Genomic DNA, 16,643 nt, shown 5'->3' on the forward strand with positions numbered 1-16,643 from the left:
CCGCCTACAGCGCCAGCCGCGCGACGAACCCGCCTGTCGGGCGATTGGCGAAACTGACCTGTAAACCATGCAAGCCGGCGATACGCTGCACGATAGATAACCCCAGCCCGCTGCCGGTTTGCTCCTGTCCCGGCGGGCGATAGAAGCGTTCCCCCAACCGCGCCAGATGCTCTGTCGTCACCCCCGGCCCCTCATCCTCTACCGTCAGCGAGCGCTCGCTCAACGTCACGGTGACCGCGCCGCCCTGCGGGGTGTAACGCACCGCGTTGTCCAGCAAGTTGCGCAATAACAGTGACAGCAGCAGAGTCTGCCCCTGACGCACCGGCGGCGTTCCCTGCTGTTCATAACGCAGCGTCACGCCCGCCGCATGAGCCAGCCGATCCTGTTCCGCCAGGGTCATCATCACCAGTTCGTTCCAGTCAATGGGCGCCAGCTCGGCCAGATCCGACAGCGAATCCAGCCGCGACAACGTCAACAGCTGATCCACCAGCCGGGTGGCGCGATCGATGCCGACCGTCAGATTGTCCAGCGCGTGCTCGCGCATCGGCGCATCCTCCCCCGCCAACTGTACCACTTCGGTCTGCACCCGCAATGCCGCCAGCGGGCTGCGCAATTCGTGCGCGGCATCGGAGGTGAAACGCCGCTCCCGCACCAGCAACGCATTGATGCGGGCGAACAGCGCGTTGAGCGCATCCACCAGCGGGCGCACCTCGGTTGGCACCTGGCGCGCATCCAGCGGCGTGGCGTCATCGGGTGCGCGCCGACGCAAACCGGCGGCCACCGCACGCAGCGGCCGCAGCTCGCGCCCGACCATCAGCGCAATCAGCAACATCAGCACCGGCAGCGTCGCCAGCCAGGGCACCAATTGGCCGGTCACCATGCCCAGCGCCATATCGCGCCGGTAATCCCACTCCTGGCCGACCACGATGCGGTAGCGCCCGTCCGGGCTGGTCAACCATACCAGGCGCCAACTGTCGTCATCGCCTTTGCGTTCGCCGTCGGTAAAACCTTCACGCTCCCCGTCAAACAGGAAGTCGGCACCGTTCTCGCCGTCGTTGAGCAGCATCTTGCCTTGGCGATCGAAGATGGCGAACGCCAGCGCGTCATCATCTTGCTCGCCCCGTTTGCCATGATGCACCAGCTTCTTGGTTTTCGGCAGGCTGCGCGCGCTTTCATCGGCCAGCAGATCGCCGAGGTTGGCGGTCGCCAGCCGCTTGGCGAACAGCATCTGCTGGGTGTCGAACACTTCGTTGATGGTATTGCGCGACATCACCCAGGCCACCACGCTGGCAGTGCACCAGGTCAGCAGCGCCAACAGGCTGAAAATCAGGATCAGACGCAGCCGCAGGCTGAGGCGCTTCACGGGGCATCCCCCAGCGTATAGCCCACACCGTGGATAGTACGAATGAAGCCGTTGCCCAGCTTGCGCCGCAGGTGGTGAATATGCACCTCCACCGCGTTGCTGCTCACCTCGTCGTCCCAGTTGTACAGCTTCTCCTGGATCAACGGCCGCGCCAACACGCGCCCTTTGTTGTGCAGAAACAGCTCCAGCACCGCCAATTCGCGCGGCGTCAGCGTCACCGGTTCGCCGTTGCAACTCACGCTGCGGGTGGCGCTGTCGAACACCACGTTGCCGTGCGTCAGCTGTGGCATCAGTTGGCCGTGACGACGGCGGATCAGCGCCTGCAGGCGCGCCGCCACTTCGGCCAGCGCGAACGGTTTGCACAGATAGTCGTCGGCGCCGCTTTGCAACCCGCTGACCCGTTGCTCCAACGCATCGCGGGCGGTAAGGATCAGCACCGGCACATCCTGCCCGGCCTGGCGCCACTGGCGCAGGAGATCCAGTCCATCGAGGCCCGGCAGGCTGAGATCGAGGATCACCGCGTCATACGGCGCGCTGCCCAGGGCGTTTTTACCAACCGCGCCGTCGGTGAACCAGTCCAGATTGAAGCCGAGTTTGGTCAGCCCGGCCTTGATGCCGTCCCCGATCAGTTTGTCATCTTCGATCAGCAGAATTCGCATGAGTATCCCTTTTGAGTCATGACGCCATTGCACCACAAGGTTCTTAAGAACCGCTTAAGCATGGCGATCCGCGCTACCCACCCCGATCGGGTTACAGTAGAATGGCTGCACTTTTTTGCAGCCTGGGCCTGCGTAAGCCGCACGGCCCGTTTCAGGAGACGTTGTGATGAAACCCACCACCGTGACCCATTTGCGCCAGTGGAAACAGGAGCAACGCAAGTTTGCTACCCTTACCGCCTACGATGCCAGCTTTGCCAAGCTGTTTGAAGAGCAAGGCATTAAAGTCCTGTTGGTGGGCGATTCGCTGGGCATGACGCTGCAGGGCCACGACTCCACGCTGCCGGTCACCGTCGCCGACGTCGCCTATCACACGCGCGCCGTGCGCCGCGGCGCGCCGGCCTGCCTGTTGCTGGCCGATCTGCCGTTCATGAGTTACGCCACCCCGGAACAGACCTTCGCCAACGCCGCCGAGCTGATGCGCGCCGGCGCCAACATGGTGAAACTGGAAGGCGGCAGCTGGCTGTGCGACACGGTGAAAATGCTCGCCGAACGCGCGGTGCCGGTATGCGGCCACCTGGGGCTGACGCCGCAGTCGGTCAACGTGTTCGGCGGTTATAAGGTGCAAGGGCGCGACGAACTGGCCGCCAAACAGCTGCTGCAGGATGCGCAGAATCTGGAGCTGGCCGGCATTCAGCTGCTGGTGCTGGAGTGCGTGCCGACCGAGCTGGCACGCCAGATCACCGAAGCGCTCTCCATTCCGGTCATCGGCATCGGCGCCGGCAACGGCACCGACGGCCAAATCCTGGTGATGCACGACGCCTTCGGCATCACCGGCGGCCACACGCCGAAATTCGCCAAGAACTTCCTGGCGCAAAGCGGCGATATCCGCACGGCGGTGCAACACTACATTCAGGAAGTAGAGCAAGGCCTCTATCCGGCGGCTGAACACTCTTTTAACTAAGCGATGGTTCCAGGAGTCACCCAATGATTATTATCGAAACCCTGCCGCTGCTGCGTCAGCAGATCCGCCGCTGGCGCCAGGACGGCAAGCGCATCGCACTGGTGCCGACCATGGGCAACCTGCACGACGGCCATATGACGCTGGTCGATGAAGCGCGCGCCCGCGCCGACGTGGTGGTGGTGAGCGTCTTCGTCAACCCGATGCAGTTCGATCGCCCGGACGATCTGGCGCGCTACCCGCGCACGCTGCAGGAAGACAGCGAGAAGCTGACCCGCCGCGGCGTCGATCTGGTGTTCGCGCCGGCCCCGGCCGCGGTCTATCCGCAGGGGCTGGAGCAGCAAACCTATGTCGACGTGCCGGGCATCTCCACCATTCTGGAAGGCGCAAGCCGGCCGGGCCACTTCCGCGGCGTTTCCACCATCGTCAGCAAGCTGTTCAACCTGGTGCAGCCTGATTTGGCCTGTTTCGGCGAGAAGGACTACCAGCAATTGGCGCTGATCCGCAAAATGGTGGCGGACATGGGTTACGACATCGACATCGTCGGCGTGCCGACCGTGCGCGCCAAAGACGGCCTGGCCCTCAGTTCACGCAACGGTTACCTGACCGCCGAAGAGCGCAAGGTTGCGCCGCAGCTGAGCAAAATCATGAACGCGCTGGCGCAGCAGCTGGCCAATGGCGAGCGCCATGTCGAAACGCTGTTGGAACAGACCGCCGAGCAACTACGCGCCGCCGGCTTTACGCCGGATGAGCTGTTTATTCGCGATGCCGACAGCCTGCAGCCGCTGACGGTGGACAGCCAACGGGCGGTGGTGCTGATGGCCGCCTGGCTGGGCAAAGCGCGGCTTATCGACAACCAGCAGGTTGACCTGACGCTGTAAGTCATTTTTTATACTGTCGTCATCCTTCCGCCATGACCATAGGTAGACAATGGCGGGACGATCGGTGACGATAGAGATTGCAGGGATGCAGGAGAGATGTTCAACCCCAACGCCTGTGAAGGCCGATATTCAGTTAGGTAAAGCTATGATACGTACTATGCTGCAAGGCAAGCTGCATCGCGTCAAAGTCACTCAGGCTGACTTGCACTATGAAGGATCCTGCGCCATCGATCAGGATTTCCTGGAAGCGGCCGGCATTCTGGAATATGAAGCGATCGATATCTACAACGTGGATAACGGCCAGCGCTTCTCCACCTACGCCATCGCCGCCGAGCGCGGTTCGCGCATCATTTCGGTCAACGGCGCCGCCGCGCGCTGCGCCTGCGTGGGTGACAAACTGATCATCTGCTCCTATGTGCAAATGACCGACGCTGACGCCCGCCAACATCACCCGAAGGTCGCCTATTTCGAGGGTGACAACAACCTGCAGCGCAAGGCGAAAGCCGTGCCGGTTCAGGTCGCCTGACGGTAAAACGGGCGCCTCGCGCGCCCGTTCTTTTCCTTACTGCACCACCGTACCCGGCTTGTTGGCTATCCGATCCGCCATGGTCTGGATCGAGTCGGTGCGCAGAATATACAGCCGCTTCAGCGTATAGGGATTATCCCCCGGCTTCACCTTGCCCTGCACCGTGGTCACCGCCAGATGGAAACCGGCGTCCTGCGCCGCCTGGATAGCCCGCTGGTTATAGCCGCCGAACGGGTAGGACAGATACAGCACGTGCGGGTTGAACTGCGACAGCGCGCGGCGCGAACGCTCAAAATCGAACTCGATATTGTGCAGCGAACGGCTCAGCAAAATCGGCTGGCGATTGCCGTCGGTGCGATGCAGGAAGTGGGTGTGCGACTGCACGTCGAACACGTCCTGAATCTGCTTGAGCTCCGAGACGCTCATAAACTGCAGCGAGTCCGGGTTCCATTTCTGCGGATGACGCTTGATGCGCGAAGAGATGATGAACGCCGTCGCGCGGAAACCGTAATCCTTCAATACCGGGTAAGCGTAGCGATAAACCGATTTCAGCCCGTCGTCGAAGGTCAGCACGATCGCCTTGCCCGGCAGGTTGATCTGATTCTTCAGGTAGGCTTCCAGCTGATACAGCGAAATGGTGTCGTAGCCCGCCTGCTTGAGGTAGGTCATCTGGTTGCTGAACGCCACGTCTGAGGTGGTGGTCGAAGTATGGCGGAAGCGCTTGTTCTCTTCGTTTTTCAGCAGGTGATGGTAAGTCAGCACCGGTATGCCGTTATCGATCTCGCAGTCCAGCTCATTGACGAACCCCAGCCGATCGCCGATGTTGACCTCGTACCAGGTATTGTTCAGCCGATCCTTCAGCTTGCCGATGATCGGATAACGCAGATTGCCTTCCAGCGTGCCGAAGACCTCGCTGTCCTTGTCCGCCGCGGTGTATACGTCGATCGCCTTTTGGGTGATCAGATTCTGGTTGGTCAGCGGCTTGTTCAGCTCGCCCAGATCGTCTTGCACCTTGCGCGACTTCTTCAGCTCGCGCACGTCGTCTTTATCGATAAAGCCGGTGCCGTGCCCGAATTTGAATTCGTAGTATTCCGCATCCGCCGGGAACACCTGGATCAGCTGCCCGCGCTTCACTTCCCCTACCGGGATCACATGCTCGCCCACCAGCGAATAGACTTCGCTGTCGCGCTGCGCTTCCATGTATTCAGATTTAACCGCGCCGTCTTCCGACAGCAGATTCGCCAGGCTCACAGGGGAAACCAACGACATCAGAATGCCGAGTAACCCAGTCGCCAACTTGTATTGAGGCCGCATGATGATGTTCTGCTTACGAGTGCGTAATGACAAAAATGAAGGAAATGTGGAGCGCCAGCATAGCACGATTTGAACAGCGGGGAACTAGCGGTTATTTGAGCGATTCTATTGATTTACGCGCCGCCTGCGCCAAATCGGGAAAAGCGCCCCCGCCGGGAAAACGAGGGCGCATCAGGATCAGCTGCGCAGGCCGCGGCCGCGTTCGATCAGGTACCAGGACAGCAGGTAGAACACCGTGATAAACGCCACCAGCACCGCCATGGTGAACGCCAGCGGCACGTCGTTGATGCCGAGGAAACCGTAGCGGAAACCGCTGATCATATAGACGATCGGGTTCAGCTTTGACACCGCCTGCCAGAACGGCGGCAGCAGCGACAGCGAGTAGAACACCCCGCCCAGGTAGGTGAGCGGCGTCAACACGAAGGTCGGGATCAGGCTGATGTCGTCGAAAGTGGTGGCGAACACCGCGTTGATCAGCCCCGCCAGCGAGAACAGGATCGCCGTCAGCAACAGCGTCAGCGCAATCACCCACCAGGCGTGCACCTGCAGCGGCACGAAGAACAGCGAGATGATGGTCACCAGCACGCCGACGCAGATACCGCGCGCCACGCCGCCGCCGACATAACCGGCGATCACCACGTGGGTCGGCACCGGCGCCACCAGCAGTTCCTCAATGTTGCGCTGGAATTTGGCGCTGAAGAACGACGACGCGACGTTGGCGTAGGAGTTGGTGATCACCGCCATCATGATAAGGCCGGGCACGATGAACTGCATGTAGCTGAAGCCGTGCATATCGCCGATGCGTGACCCGATCAGGTTGCCGAAGATGATGAAGTACAGCGTCATGGTGATCACCGGCGGCACCAGGGTCTGGATCCAGATGCGCGCGAAGCGGTTCACCTCTTTGGCCCAGATGCTCTGTAAGGCCACCCAATACAAACGCGTCATGCTTTCTCTCCATTGCCGTTAACCAGGGTGACAAACAGCTCTTCCAGGCGGTTCGCCTTGTTGCGCATGCTCAGCACCTGCACGCCCTGCGCGCTCAGCTGGGCGAACAGGCCGTTCAGCCCCTGTTCACGCATCACCTCCACTTCCAGCGTCGAGGTATCCGTCAGGCGGCTGCGGTAACCGTCCAGCTTCGGCAGCGGGCTTTTCGCCGCCAGATCGAGGATAAAGGTTTCCGACTTGAGCTTGGCCAGCAGCCCCTTCATCGAGGTGTTTTCCACCAGCTCCCCGTTCTGGATGATGCCGATGTTGCGGCACAGCATCTCCGCCTCTTCCAAATAGTGGGTGGTGAGGATGATGGTGGTGCCCTGGGCGTTCAGCTCTTTCAGGAAGCCCCACATCGAGCGGCGCAGCTCGATATCCACCCCGGCGGTCGGTTCATCGAGGATCAGCAGCTTTGGTTGGTGCATCAACGCGCGGGCGATCATCAGACGGCGCTTCATGCCGCCGGACAGCATGCGAGCACGCTCGTTGCGCTTGCCCCACAAGTCCAGCTGATTGAGGTACTTTTCGGCGCGCGCCATCGCTTCACGCCGCGTGACGCCATAGTAACCCGCCTGGTTCACCACGATCTGCAATACGGTCTCAAACGGGTTGAAGTTGAACTCCTGCGGCACCAGGCCAAGCTGGCGCTTGGCGTTGACGATGTCTTTATCGATGTCGTAACCGAACACCCGCACGCTGCCGGCGGTTTTATTCACCAGCGAGCTGATGATGCCGATGGTGGTGGACTTTCCGGCGCCGTTTGGCCCCAGCAGGGCATAAAAATCCCCCGCCTCGACGCTCAGGTCGATGCCGCGCAGCGCCTTGACGCCACCGGCGTAAGTCTTGGTCAGCTGCGCTAATTCCAGTGCATAATTCATATGTAAAATAGTACCTTATAACGATGAGTATGCCGCCGCGCCCCCTGTTTGCGAGGCTTGAAACAATAACAATAATCCTAGCATCGACGGCGTTTTCACTGCGTCGAATCCGTGCGGTAAATGAGGTTGCACCACTGTTCCGATTTCCAAATTGTGACGCTTACCCTATATTACCCCAACGCAATCTGTTCGTTACGGGTCAATCACCTCCATGAAAGAAATCGAAGAGCTTATCGCCAACAACCAGGCCTGGTCGGCCAATATCAGTCAGGAAGACCCGGATTTTTTTGAACGTTTAGCCCAGGCGCAAAAGCCCCGCTTCTTATGGATTGGTTGCTCTGACAGCCGCGTTCCCGCAGAACGCCTGACCGGCCTCGAGCCGGGTGAACTGTTCGTCCATCGCAACGTGGCGAACCTCGTTATCCACACCGATCTTAACTGCCTGTCGGTGGTGCAGTATGCGGTAGATGTGCTGGAGGTCGAACACATCATCATCTGCGGCCACCTGGGCTGCGGCGGCGTGCAGGCCGCGGTGGAAAACCCGGAGCTGGGGCTGATCGACAACTGGCTGCTGCACATTCGCGATCTGTGGTACAAGCACAGTTCGCTGCTGGGCGAGCTGCCGCCGGAACAGCGTTTCGACATGCTGTGCGAGATCAACGTCATTGAGCAGGTATACAACCTGGGCCACTCCACCATCATGCAATCGGCCTGGAAACGCGGCCAGAAGGTGATGATCCACGGCTGGGTGTACGGCATTCAGGACGGCCGTCTGCGCGATATGGAAGTGCTGGCGACCAGCCGCGAGAGCCTGGAGATGGGCTACCGCAAAGCGATAGCCAAACTGAAGCAGGATAAAGGCGTATAATCCCGCCGCGGGCGCGGCAGGCCGCGCCCCACATCAATTACTCGTCCAGCAGCACCACTTTGCCGACGTACGGCAGGTGACGGTAGCGCTGGGCGTAGTCGATGCCATACCCCACCACGAACTCATCCGGGATCGAGAAGCCGACATATTCGACCGGCACCTGCACTTCACGGCGCTCAGGCTTGTCCAGCAAGGTGCAAATCGCCAGCGATTTCGGCCCACGCAGCGCCAAAATCTCGCGCACTTTGTTCAGCGTGTTGCCGGAATCGATGATGTCTTCCACGATCAGCACGTCTTTGCCGCGAATGTCTTCGTCCAGATCCTTGAGGATCTTCACGTCGCGAGTGGTGGACATGCCGCTGCCGTAGCTGGAAGCCGTCATGAAGTCGACTTCATGCGGCACGTCAATCGCGCGGCACAGATCGGCCATGAACATGAAGGAGCCGCGCAGCAGCCCAACCAGCACCATGTCACTGCCGCTGTCGCGGTAATGTTCGGTGATCTGGCGGCCAAGTTCGGCGATACGGATCTTAACTTCCTGCTCGGAAATCATTACGTCTACAGTGTGTTTCATAGTATTCAGGTCAGTTGCCGGAAGAAAGGCGCAGAGTTTAGCATAGCCTTTCGCCGGTGGCGACGCGAGCGCACCGCCACCTGAGCGACGGGCCGCGATCATTCGCCGACGGTAAAGCCCATCATCATGCCGGTATCTTCATGCTCCAGCAGGTGGCAGTGGGCCATATACGCATGTTCGCTGCTTGCCGGATGGTCGAAGCGCACCAGCACTTCGCTGCGCCAACCTTCGACGCGCACCGTGTCCTTCCAGCCGCTGCGATGCGCCGCCGGTGGTTTGCCGTTTTCCGACAGAATACGGAACTGGGTGCCGTGAATGTGGAACGGGTGCAGCATCATGTCGCCCTCGCCGGAAATGGTCCACTTTTCATACTGGCCCCGTTTGGCGGCAAACATCGGTTTGGTCATATCGAAGGCCTTGCCGTTGATCATGTTGCCGTGGCTGAAGTCGAACGGTTTGGCGTTGCCCTGCGCGCCGCCATGATCCATCCCGGCCATCTTGCCATGATCCATGCCTTTCATGCCTTTCATGCCTTTCATGCTGCTCATGTCGCCGTGGTCCATGCCCTGCATGCCGCCCTTCTCCATGCCCTTCATGTTACCGTGATCCATGCCTTTCATGTCTCCAGCGCCCGTCGCGCCATGATTCATGCTCATGCCGGCCATCGCCTGATGACCATAACGATCCATCAGCGCCTGCATGCCGAGCATATCCAGCTGCGGATCCATCATCAGCTGCAGCCAACGCTCCTGGATGCCGGCAGTGGCAGGCAATGTCGGCAGCTTCACCAGGCTGTCCGGCATGGTTTTGATGCCCTGCGCCAACGACGGCTGAATGCGCAACACCGGCAGCGGCCGATCGAACGGCGCCAGCGTCATGCCCATCTGTTTCACCGGCAACGTCACGATGTCGAACGCTTTCCCGTCGGAGGCATCGACCAGCACTTCAAAGCGCTCGCCCATCAGCATCGGCAGCTCGGTCAGCTTCACCGGTTCCGCCAGGAAACCGCCGTCGCTGGCGATGACGTACAGCGGACGGTTGTCACTGGCCGCCAGATTCAGCGAGCGGGCGTTGCAACCGTTGAGGAAACGCAGGCGCAGCCAGCCGCGCGGCGCCAGATGTTGCGGATACTGCGCGCCGTTGGTGAACATGCGATCGCCAAACCAGCCCACCGCCGCGCTCATCACGTCCAGGCGGTATTCGATCTGCGCGTCTTTGCCCAGCCGCTTATCCTGCAGGATCACCGGAACGTCATCCTGCCCCCAGGTTTTCGGCAGCGGCAGTTTGGCGCTTTCATCGTCTTCCAGCAGCACCAGCCCCGCCAGCCCCATCATCACCTGGCTGCCGGTTTTACCGTGGGTATGCGGGTGGAACCAGCAGGTGGCCGCCGGTTGATCGACGGTGAAATTCACCGTGCGCGTTGCGCCGGGATGGATCAACGCCTGCGGGCCGCCATCGACGTCGCCGGGGATTTCCAGGCCGTGCCAGTGGACGGTACTGGCTTCCGCCAGGCTGTTTTTGATATCGACCGTCACCGGCTGACCCCGCTGCAGCTTCACCGCCGGCCCGAGCAGCGCGCCGTTGAATCCCCAGGTTTTGGTGGCGGCGCCGGGCAACCAGCGGGTTTCCCCCGCTTGCAGCGCCAGCGCAATCTTTCCCTGCGCGTCGGGCGTTAACAACGGGGGCACCGGCAGGGCCGGCCGCTCGGCCGCTAAGGCGGCCCGGCTCCATAACGGCAATGCGCTCGCGGCGCCCAATGCAGCGGTCAATTTAATAAAATCACGGCGTAACATCGCTGACTCCCTTTTCTCAGTGACATAACTCAACGCAGCCAGCCTAAACCTTCCCCCAGGCGGAAGGTCAAGCCTTTCCTGGCGGTATTTTAAGCTATGCCTCACAATCAAGAGCGCGCCGTGGGTGAGCGCTATGGCAGCGCCCGTCAGCAATAAAATTTGGTGCCTTTACAGACAAGTGTGGTAACGTCTGCAGACGACAAACAGGCCTATTTCATGATGAAAAAAACAACGTTAACGATGCTGTTGCTGGCGATGCTGGGCTTCTCCAACGCCAGTCTGGCGCTGAATGAATCCGAGGCGGAAGATCTGGCCGATCTGACGGCGGTATTTATTTATTTGAAAAATGATTGCGGCTACAACGATTTGCCAAATGCGCAAATCAAACGCGCCATCGTCTATTTCGCGCAACAAAACCGCTGGGATTTGAGCAACTACAACAGCTTTAACATGAAGGCGCTGGGCGAAGACAGCTATCGCGATCTGAGCGGCATCGCCATTCCAACGCCCAAGAAGTGCAAATCGCTGGCGCGCGACTCCCTGAGCCTGCTGGCCTACGCCAATTAATCTTCCCCCTCGCCCGTCCGCCCTCCGCTCTCTCTGTCTGAAATTCAACCGTGCATCGCCAGGCAGAGTTAGCTATGATGTTGCGCCGATTTTTCATGGCTGTTATTACGGAGTTTCCCGCACATGACCCAGAAAGAAATTTGGTACGAAACGCTGCATACGGGCTTCGGCCAGTACTTTTCGGTAGAGAAGGTGCTATACCGCGAGAAGACCGATCATCAGGATCTGGTGATCTTCGAGAACCCGGTGCTGGGGCGCGTGATGGCGCTCGACGGCGTGGTGCAAACCACCGAGCGTGACGAGTTCATCTATCACGAAATGCTGACCCACGTGCCGCTGTTGGCGCACGGCCAGGCGAAGAAAGTGCTGATCATCGGCGGCGGCGACGGCGGCATGCTGCGCGAAGTCAGCCGGCATCCTGGCGTTGAGCAGATCACCATGGTCGAAATCGACGCCGGCGTCGTCGAGTTCTGCCGCCAGTACCTACCCAACCACAGCGCCGGCGCCTATGACGATCCGCGCTTCAAGCTGGTGATTGACGACGGCGTCAACTTCGTGAATCAAACCGACGAAACGTTCGATGTGATCATCTCCGACTGCACCGATCCGATCGGCCCCGGCGAAAGCCTGTTCACCTCGGCGTTTTATGAAGGCTGCGCCCGCTGCCTGAATGAGGGCGGCATTTTCGTCGCGCAAAACGGCGTCTGTTTCCTGCAGCAGGACGAGGCGGTCAACAGCCACGCCAAACTGAGCCGCTACTTTAGCGACGTCAGCTTCTATCAGGCGGCGATCCCGACCTATTACGGCGGCATCATGACCTTCGCCTGGGCGAGCCAGAACCCGGCGCTGCGCCAGCGCGATCTGCCAACCCTGCAACAGCGCTTTAACCAAAGCGGCCTACACTGCCGTTATTACAACCCGGCAATTCACGTCGGCAGCTTTGCCCTGCCGCAATATTTGCTCAATGCCCTGAACGTAACACGTTAAGCGAGAAGATAAAGGAGGTGGCCCAAATTGCATAAGCTAAAACTGCACGGCTTCAACAACCTGACCAAGAGCCTGAGTTTTTGTATTTACGATATTTGTTACGCCAAAACCGCGGACGATCGCGATGGCTATATCGCCTACATAGACGAACAATATAACGCCAACCGGCTGACCGAGATCCTGAGCGAAACCTGCTCGATCATCGGCGCCAATATTCTGAACATCGCGCGTCAGGACTACGAGCCGCAGGGCGCCAGCGTCACCATCCTGGTCAGCGAAGAGCCGATCGATCCGAAAGACGTCGATACGTCGGAACACCCCGGTCCGCTGCCGAATACGGTCGTCGCGCACCTGGACAAGAGCCATATCTGCGTGCACACCTACCCGGAAAGCCATCCGGAAGGCGGGCTGTGCACCTTCCGCGCCGATATCGAGGTCTCGACCTGCGGCGTCATTTCGCCCCTCAAGGCGCTGAACTACTTAATTCACCAGCTGGAATCCGACATCGTCACCATGGACTATCGCGTGCGCGGTTTTACCCGCGACGTGAACGGCGTGAAACATTACATCGATCATGAGATCAATTCGATCCAGAACTTTATGTCGGAGGACATCAAGGCGCTGTACCACATGATGGACGTGAACGTTTACCAGGAAAATATCTTCCATACCAAGATGTTGCTGAAAGATTTCGATCTGAAGCACTACCTGTTTAACGCGGAGCCGGAGGCGTTGAGCGCAGCCGAACGCAAGCAGATCACCGATCTGTTATGGAAAGAGATGCAGGAAATCTATTACGGCCGCAATATTCCGCATCTGTGATGGAAAGGGCGCGGCACGCCGCGCCCTGATGCTTAGTACTTCAGCATGAAAGAACGATAGGCCTTCAACACCAGCAGGAAGTCCTCAACGCCGCAGAATGAGAGGCTTTCTTCGTCGTAGTAGTTCATCCCCTCTTCCATTTCATCACCCTCGAACTCCAGCTGATTGGCGCGGATCATCACTTCTTCACCATCCATCAGCAGCGTATATTCATGGCCTTCCAGCTGCCATTGGCGCTCGCTGCCTTTGACCTCGGCCGCACCGGCTTCAATCCGATCCAGCAGGTTGAAATCGCCTTTAACTTCTTCGTTGATCCAGTGGCCAATCGCTTCATGCCCCATCGAAAATCTGACGATCACCTGACCGGTGACGTCACGCAGAAATTCGTAATCCATAGCATGCCCTCCTGAGCCCTTTTTCTTAGTGTAAACATAAATGGCGGACTAACTCAGTGAGCGCTCGCAAAGTTGGCAACTGAGCAAAATAAAACGGGAGGCCAAGGCCTCCCGTTAAACAGTTGCGCAATATAGCGGCTTACACGGCGGTTTGGAAGATCACGCCGTCGGCTTTTTCGGTGTACTGACCCAGTTGGTCAAAGTTCAGGTAGCGGTAGGTATCCGCCGCCGTCTTGTCGACCTGCGCCATATAGGTCTGGTACTCGTCCGGCGTCGGCAGGCGGCCCAGCAGGGACGCTACCGCGGCCAGTTCGGCAGACGCCAGATAGACGTTGGCACCGGTGCCCAGACGGTTCGGGAAGTTACGGGTCGAGGTGGAGACCACCGTCGCGCCGTCCGCCACACGCGCCTGGTTGCCCATGCACAGCGAGCAGCCCGGGATCTCGATACGCGCACCGCTCTTGCCGAAGACGCTGTAGTAGCCTTCTTCAGTCAGCTGAGCCGCATCCATCTTGGTTGGCGGCGCCACCCACAGACGGGTCGGCAGCTGGCCCTTGTGCTGATCCAGCAGCTTGCCCGCCGCGCGGAAGTGGCCGATGTTGGTCATGCAAGAACCGATGAACACTTCATCGATTTTGCTGTTGGCCACGTCAGACAACAGTCGCGCATCGTCAGGATCGTTCGGCGCACACAGGATCGGCTCTTTGATCTCGTTCAGATCGATGTCGATCACCGCTGCGTATTCCGCATCCGCATCGCCTTCCAGCAGCTGCGGATCCGCCAGCCATTTTTCCATGCCCTGAATACGGCGCTCCAGCGTACGGCGATCGCCGTAGCCTTCGGAGATCATCCACTTCAGCAGCACGATGTTGGAGTTCAGGTACTCTTCAATCGGCGCCTTGTCCAGCTTGATGGTACAACCGGCGGCGGAACGTTCGGCGGACGCATCGGTCAGCTCAAACGCCTGCTCGACCTTCAGATCCGGCAGGCCTTCGATCTCCAGAATGCGGCCGGAGAAGATGTTTTTCTTGCCCTTCTTCTCGACGGTCAGCAGCCCCTGCTGGATCGCGTAGTAAGGGATGGCGTGCACCAGATCGCGCAGGGTGATGCCCGGCTGCATTTTGCCTTTGAAGCGCACCAGCACCGACTCAGGCATATCCAGCGGCATCACGCCGGTCGCGGCGGCAAACGCCACCAGGCCGGAACCGGCCGGGAAGGAGATGCCGATCGGGAAGCGGGTGTGGGAATCGCCGCCGGTGCCGACGGTGTCAGGCAGCAGCATGCGGTTCAGCCAGGAGTGGATCACGCCGTCGCCCGGGCGCAGCGAGACGCCGCCGCGGTTCATGATGAAGTCAGGCAGCGTGTGGTGCGTGGTCACGTCGACCGGTTTCGGGTACGCGGCGGTGTGGCAGAACGACTGCATGACCAGATCGGCGGAGAAGCCGAGGCAGGCCAGGTCTTTCAGCTCATCGCGGGTCATCGGGCCGGTGGTGTCCTGAGAGCCGACGGAGGTCATCTTCGGCTCGCAGTATTCGCCAGGGCGAATGCCGGCGACGCCGCAGGCGCGGCCGACCATTTTCTGCGCCAGCGAGAAGCCTTTGTTGCTGGCGGCTACCGGTTTGGCGATGCGGAACACGTCGCTGTGCGGCAGACCCAGCGCTTCGCGCGCCTTGGTGGTCAGGCCACGGCCGATGATCAGCGGGATACGGCCGCCGGCGCGCACTTCATCCAGCAGCACGTCGGTTTTCAGCTCGAAGTTGGCGATCAGCGCGCCGGTTTCGTGGTTGCGCACTTCACCTTTGTACGGGTAAACGTCGATCACGTCGCCCATGTTCAGCTCGGACACGTCCACTTCGATCGGCAAGGCGCCGGCATCTTCCATGGTGTTGAAGAAGATAGGCGCAATCTTGCCGCCCAGCACCACGCCACCGCCGCGCTTGTTCGGCACGTGCGGGATGTCGTCGCCCATGAACCACAGCACCGAGTTGGTGGCGGATTTACGGGAGGAACCGGTGCCGACCACGTCGCCGACGTAGGCCAGCGGGAAGCCTTTCTTGTTCAGCAGCTCGATCTGTTTGATCGGGCCGACGCTGCCCGGCTGATCCGGCACGATGCCTTCACGTTCGTTTTTCAGCATCGCCAGCGCGTGCAGCGGGATATCCGGGCGCGACCAGGCGTCCGGCGCCGGGGACAGGTCATCGGTGTTGGTTTCGCCGGTCACTTTGAACACGGTGACGGTGATCTTTTCCGCCAGCTCCGGGCGCGACAGGTACCATTCGGCATCGGCCCAGGACTGCATGATCTGCTTGGCGTGCGCGTTGCCGGCTTTCGCCTTCTCTTCTACATCGTAGAAGTTGTCGAACATCAGCAGCGTGTGGGACAGCGCTTTGGCGGCGATCGGCGCCAGCTTTTCGTTGTCCAGGGCTTCGATCAGCGGATGAATGTTATAGCCGCCCTGCATGGTGCCTAACAGTTCAATGGCTTTCTCGGGGGTAACCAGGGGGGATGTCGCTTCACCTTTGGCGATGGCCGCCAGGAAACCTGCTTTGACGTAGGCGGCTTCGTCGACGCCCGGTGGAACACGGTTAATCAGCAGGTCTAACAGGAATTCTTCTTCGCCTTTTGGCGGATTCTTCAGTAGTTCGACCAGCGCGGCCATTTGGGTGGCGTCTAGCGGCTTAGGGGCGATGCCCTCAGCAGCACGCTCGGCTACGTGCTTACGGTATTCTTCTAGCACGACGTTCTCCTCGCTCTCATTGTCATTTATTGTGCCTGGCGTATATGCAAACCGGGTTTATACCCTTTGGGTTTCACTCTGTGGCTAGGCGATCGGCCCGTAAAGGCCCCGAAACGGTGATTGGGGCAAACAAGCACGGTCAAACAGCGTTACAGCATGAAAGACTGATGGGTAGAGCGCACGGCGATATTGATGCCATCTATCCTGACGGGGCACTGCTGTCGATGTCCTGGACTGTAAGGTACAGTGCCCGGTTCCGCTCAGCCAGCATATCAGGATTTGAAACGGTTGTTAATTCGTTCACATAAAAGCAACATTAAATCTTTGCTGA

16 protein-coding genes are annotated in these 16,643 nt (G+C 59.8%); 7 read left to right on the forward strand and 9 right to left on the reverse strand.

All coding sequences use genetic code 11. The features are described from left to right. Window positions 1-4: 4 nt before the first annotated feature. Together qseC and qseB are read right to left on the reverse strand one after the other, a co-directional pair. Window positions 5-1,363, reverse strand: a complete 1,359-nt coding sequence (qseC, locus tag ACP3TA_RS01750; RefSeq protein ID WP_047573704.1) for a quorum sensing histidine kinase QseC — start codon at window positions 1,361-1,363, stop codon at window positions 5-7. Continuing rightward, window positions 1,360-2,022 carry a quorum sensing response regulator transcription factor QseB gene (gene qseB, locus ACP3TA_RS01755; protein WP_033651337.1) on the reverse strand — a complete coding sequence of 221 codons (663 nt, stop codon included), beginning with the start codon at window positions 2,020-2,022 and terminating at the stop codon, window positions 1,360-1,362. The genes qseC and qseB overlap by 4 nt, the downstream gene beginning before the upstream one ends. 166 nt (window positions 2,023-2,188) lie before the next feature. Between qseB and panB the strand changes: the two genes are divergently transcribed. The 3 genes from panB to panD all read left to right on the forward strand — a co-directional run bounded on the left by panB (window position 2,189) and on the right by panD (window position 4,387). Further along, entirely contained in the window at window positions 2,189-2,983 is a 795-nt protein-coding gene (gene panB / locus ACP3TA_RS01760; protein WP_004937548.1) for a 3-methyl-2-oxobutanoate hydroxymethyltransferase, read from the forward strand. Window positions 2,984-3,006: 23 nt separating this feature from the next. After that, window positions 3,007-3,861, forward strand: coding sequence for a pantoate--beta-alanine ligase (gene panC, locus ACP3TA_RS01765; protein WP_046687790.1), 855 nt, complete (start codon window positions 3,007-3,009; stop codon window positions 3,859-3,861). 145 nt (window positions 3,862-4,006) lie between these two features. After that, the gene (gene panD / locus ACP3TA_RS01770) at window positions 4,007-4,387 is read left to right on the forward strand and encodes an aspartate 1-decarboxylase (RefSeq protein WP_004937544.1); all 381 of its coding nucleotides are present in this window, start codon (window positions 4,007-4,009) and stop codon (window positions 4,385-4,387) included. A gap of 36 nt (window positions 4,388-4,423) precedes the next feature. On the opposite strand, the gene ACP3TA_RS01775 is transcribed toward panD, so the two are convergent. The 3 genes from ACP3TA_RS01775 to ACP3TA_RS01785 form a co-directional block, all read right to left on the reverse strand. Next, window positions 4,424-5,701, reverse strand: a complete 1,278-nt coding sequence (locus tag ACP3TA_RS01775) for a polysaccharide deacetylase family protein (RefSeq protein ID WP_033644697.1) — start codon at window positions 5,699-5,701, stop codon at window positions 4,424-4,426. A gap of 177 nt (window positions 5,702-5,878) precedes the next feature. Beyond that, window positions 5,879-6,649: an ABC transporter permease gene (locus tag ACP3TA_RS01780; protein ID WP_033644696.1), complete on the reverse strand. Its 771-nt coding sequence runs from the start codon at window positions 6,647-6,649 to the stop codon at window positions 5,879-5,881. Continuing rightward, entirely contained in the window at window positions 6,646-7,569 is a 924-nt protein-coding gene (locus ACP3TA_RS01785; protein WP_033644695.1) for an ABC transporter ATP-binding protein, read from the reverse strand. The genes ACP3TA_RS01780 and ACP3TA_RS01785 overlap by 4 nt, the downstream gene beginning before the upstream one ends. Window positions 7,570-7,780: 211 nt before the next feature. Between ACP3TA_RS01785 and can the strand changes: the two genes are divergently transcribed. Next, window positions 7,781-8,437 carry a carbonate dehydratase gene (can, locus tag ACP3TA_RS01790; RefSeq protein ID WP_015379031.1) on the forward strand — a complete coding sequence of 219 codons (657 nt, stop codon included), beginning with the start codon at window positions 7,781-7,783 and terminating at the stop codon, window positions 8,435-8,437. Between the two features lie 37 nt (window positions 8,438-8,474). Here can and hpt read toward each other — a convergent pair whose 3' ends face one another. Both hpt and cueO read right to left on the reverse strand, forming a co-directional pair. Next, entirely contained in the window at window positions 8,475-9,011 is a 537-nt protein-coding gene (gene hpt / locus ACP3TA_RS01795; RefSeq protein ID WP_122004414.1) for a hypoxanthine phosphoribosyltransferase, read from the reverse strand. 98 nt (window positions 9,012-9,109) lie between these two features. Continuing rightward, entirely contained in the window at window positions 9,110-10,804 is a 1,695-nt protein-coding gene (gene cueO, locus ACP3TA_RS01800; RefSeq protein WP_122004413.1) for a multicopper oxidase CueO, read from the reverse strand. 219 nt (window positions 10,805-11,023) lie between these two features. On the opposite strand from cueO, the gene ACP3TA_RS01805 reads away from it, so the two are divergent. The 3 genes from ACP3TA_RS01805 to speD all read left to right on the forward strand — a co-directional run bounded on the left by ACP3TA_RS01805 (window position 11,024) and on the right by speD (window position 13,180). Further along, window positions 11,024-11,371, forward strand: a complete 348-nt coding sequence (locus ACP3TA_RS01805; protein WP_033644927.1) for a YacC family pilotin-like protein — start codon at window positions 11,024-11,026, stop codon at window positions 11,369-11,371. A gap of 123 nt (window positions 11,372-11,494) precedes the next feature. Further along, window positions 11,495-12,358 carry a polyamine aminopropyltransferase gene (gene speE, locus ACP3TA_RS01810; RefSeq protein WP_016930071.1) on the forward strand — a complete coding sequence of 288 codons (864 nt, stop codon included), beginning with the start codon at window positions 11,495-11,497 and terminating at the stop codon, window positions 12,356-12,358. A gap of 27 nt (window positions 12,359-12,385) precedes the next feature. Then, window positions 12,386-13,180, forward strand: coding sequence for an adenosylmethionine decarboxylase (gene speD, locus ACP3TA_RS01815; RefSeq protein ID WP_004937510.1), 795 nt, complete (start codon window positions 12,386-12,388; stop codon window positions 13,178-13,180). 32 nt (window positions 13,181-13,212) lie between these two features. Here speD and yacL read toward each other — a convergent pair whose 3' ends face one another. Together yacL and acnB are read right to left on the reverse strand one after the other, a co-directional pair. Next, window positions 13,213-13,575 carry a protein YacL gene (gene yacL / locus ACP3TA_RS01820; protein WP_004937507.1) on the reverse strand — a complete coding sequence of 121 codons (363 nt, stop codon included), beginning with the start codon at window positions 13,573-13,575 and terminating at the stop codon, window positions 13,213-13,215. A gap of 139 nt (window positions 13,576-13,714) precedes the next feature. After that, window positions 13,715-16,312, reverse strand: coding sequence for a bifunctional aconitate hydratase 2/2-methylisocitrate dehydratase (gene acnB / locus ACP3TA_RS01825; protein ID WP_033644692.1), 2,598 nt, complete (start codon window positions 16,310-16,312; stop codon window positions 13,715-13,717). Window positions 16,313-16,643 lie beyond the last annotated feature (331 nt).

Source organism: Serratia sp. 2C06 (assembly GCF_050037615.1).
GTDB lineage: Bacteria > Pseudomonadota > Gammaproteobacteria > Enterobacterales > Enterobacteriaceae > Serratia > Serratia ureilytica.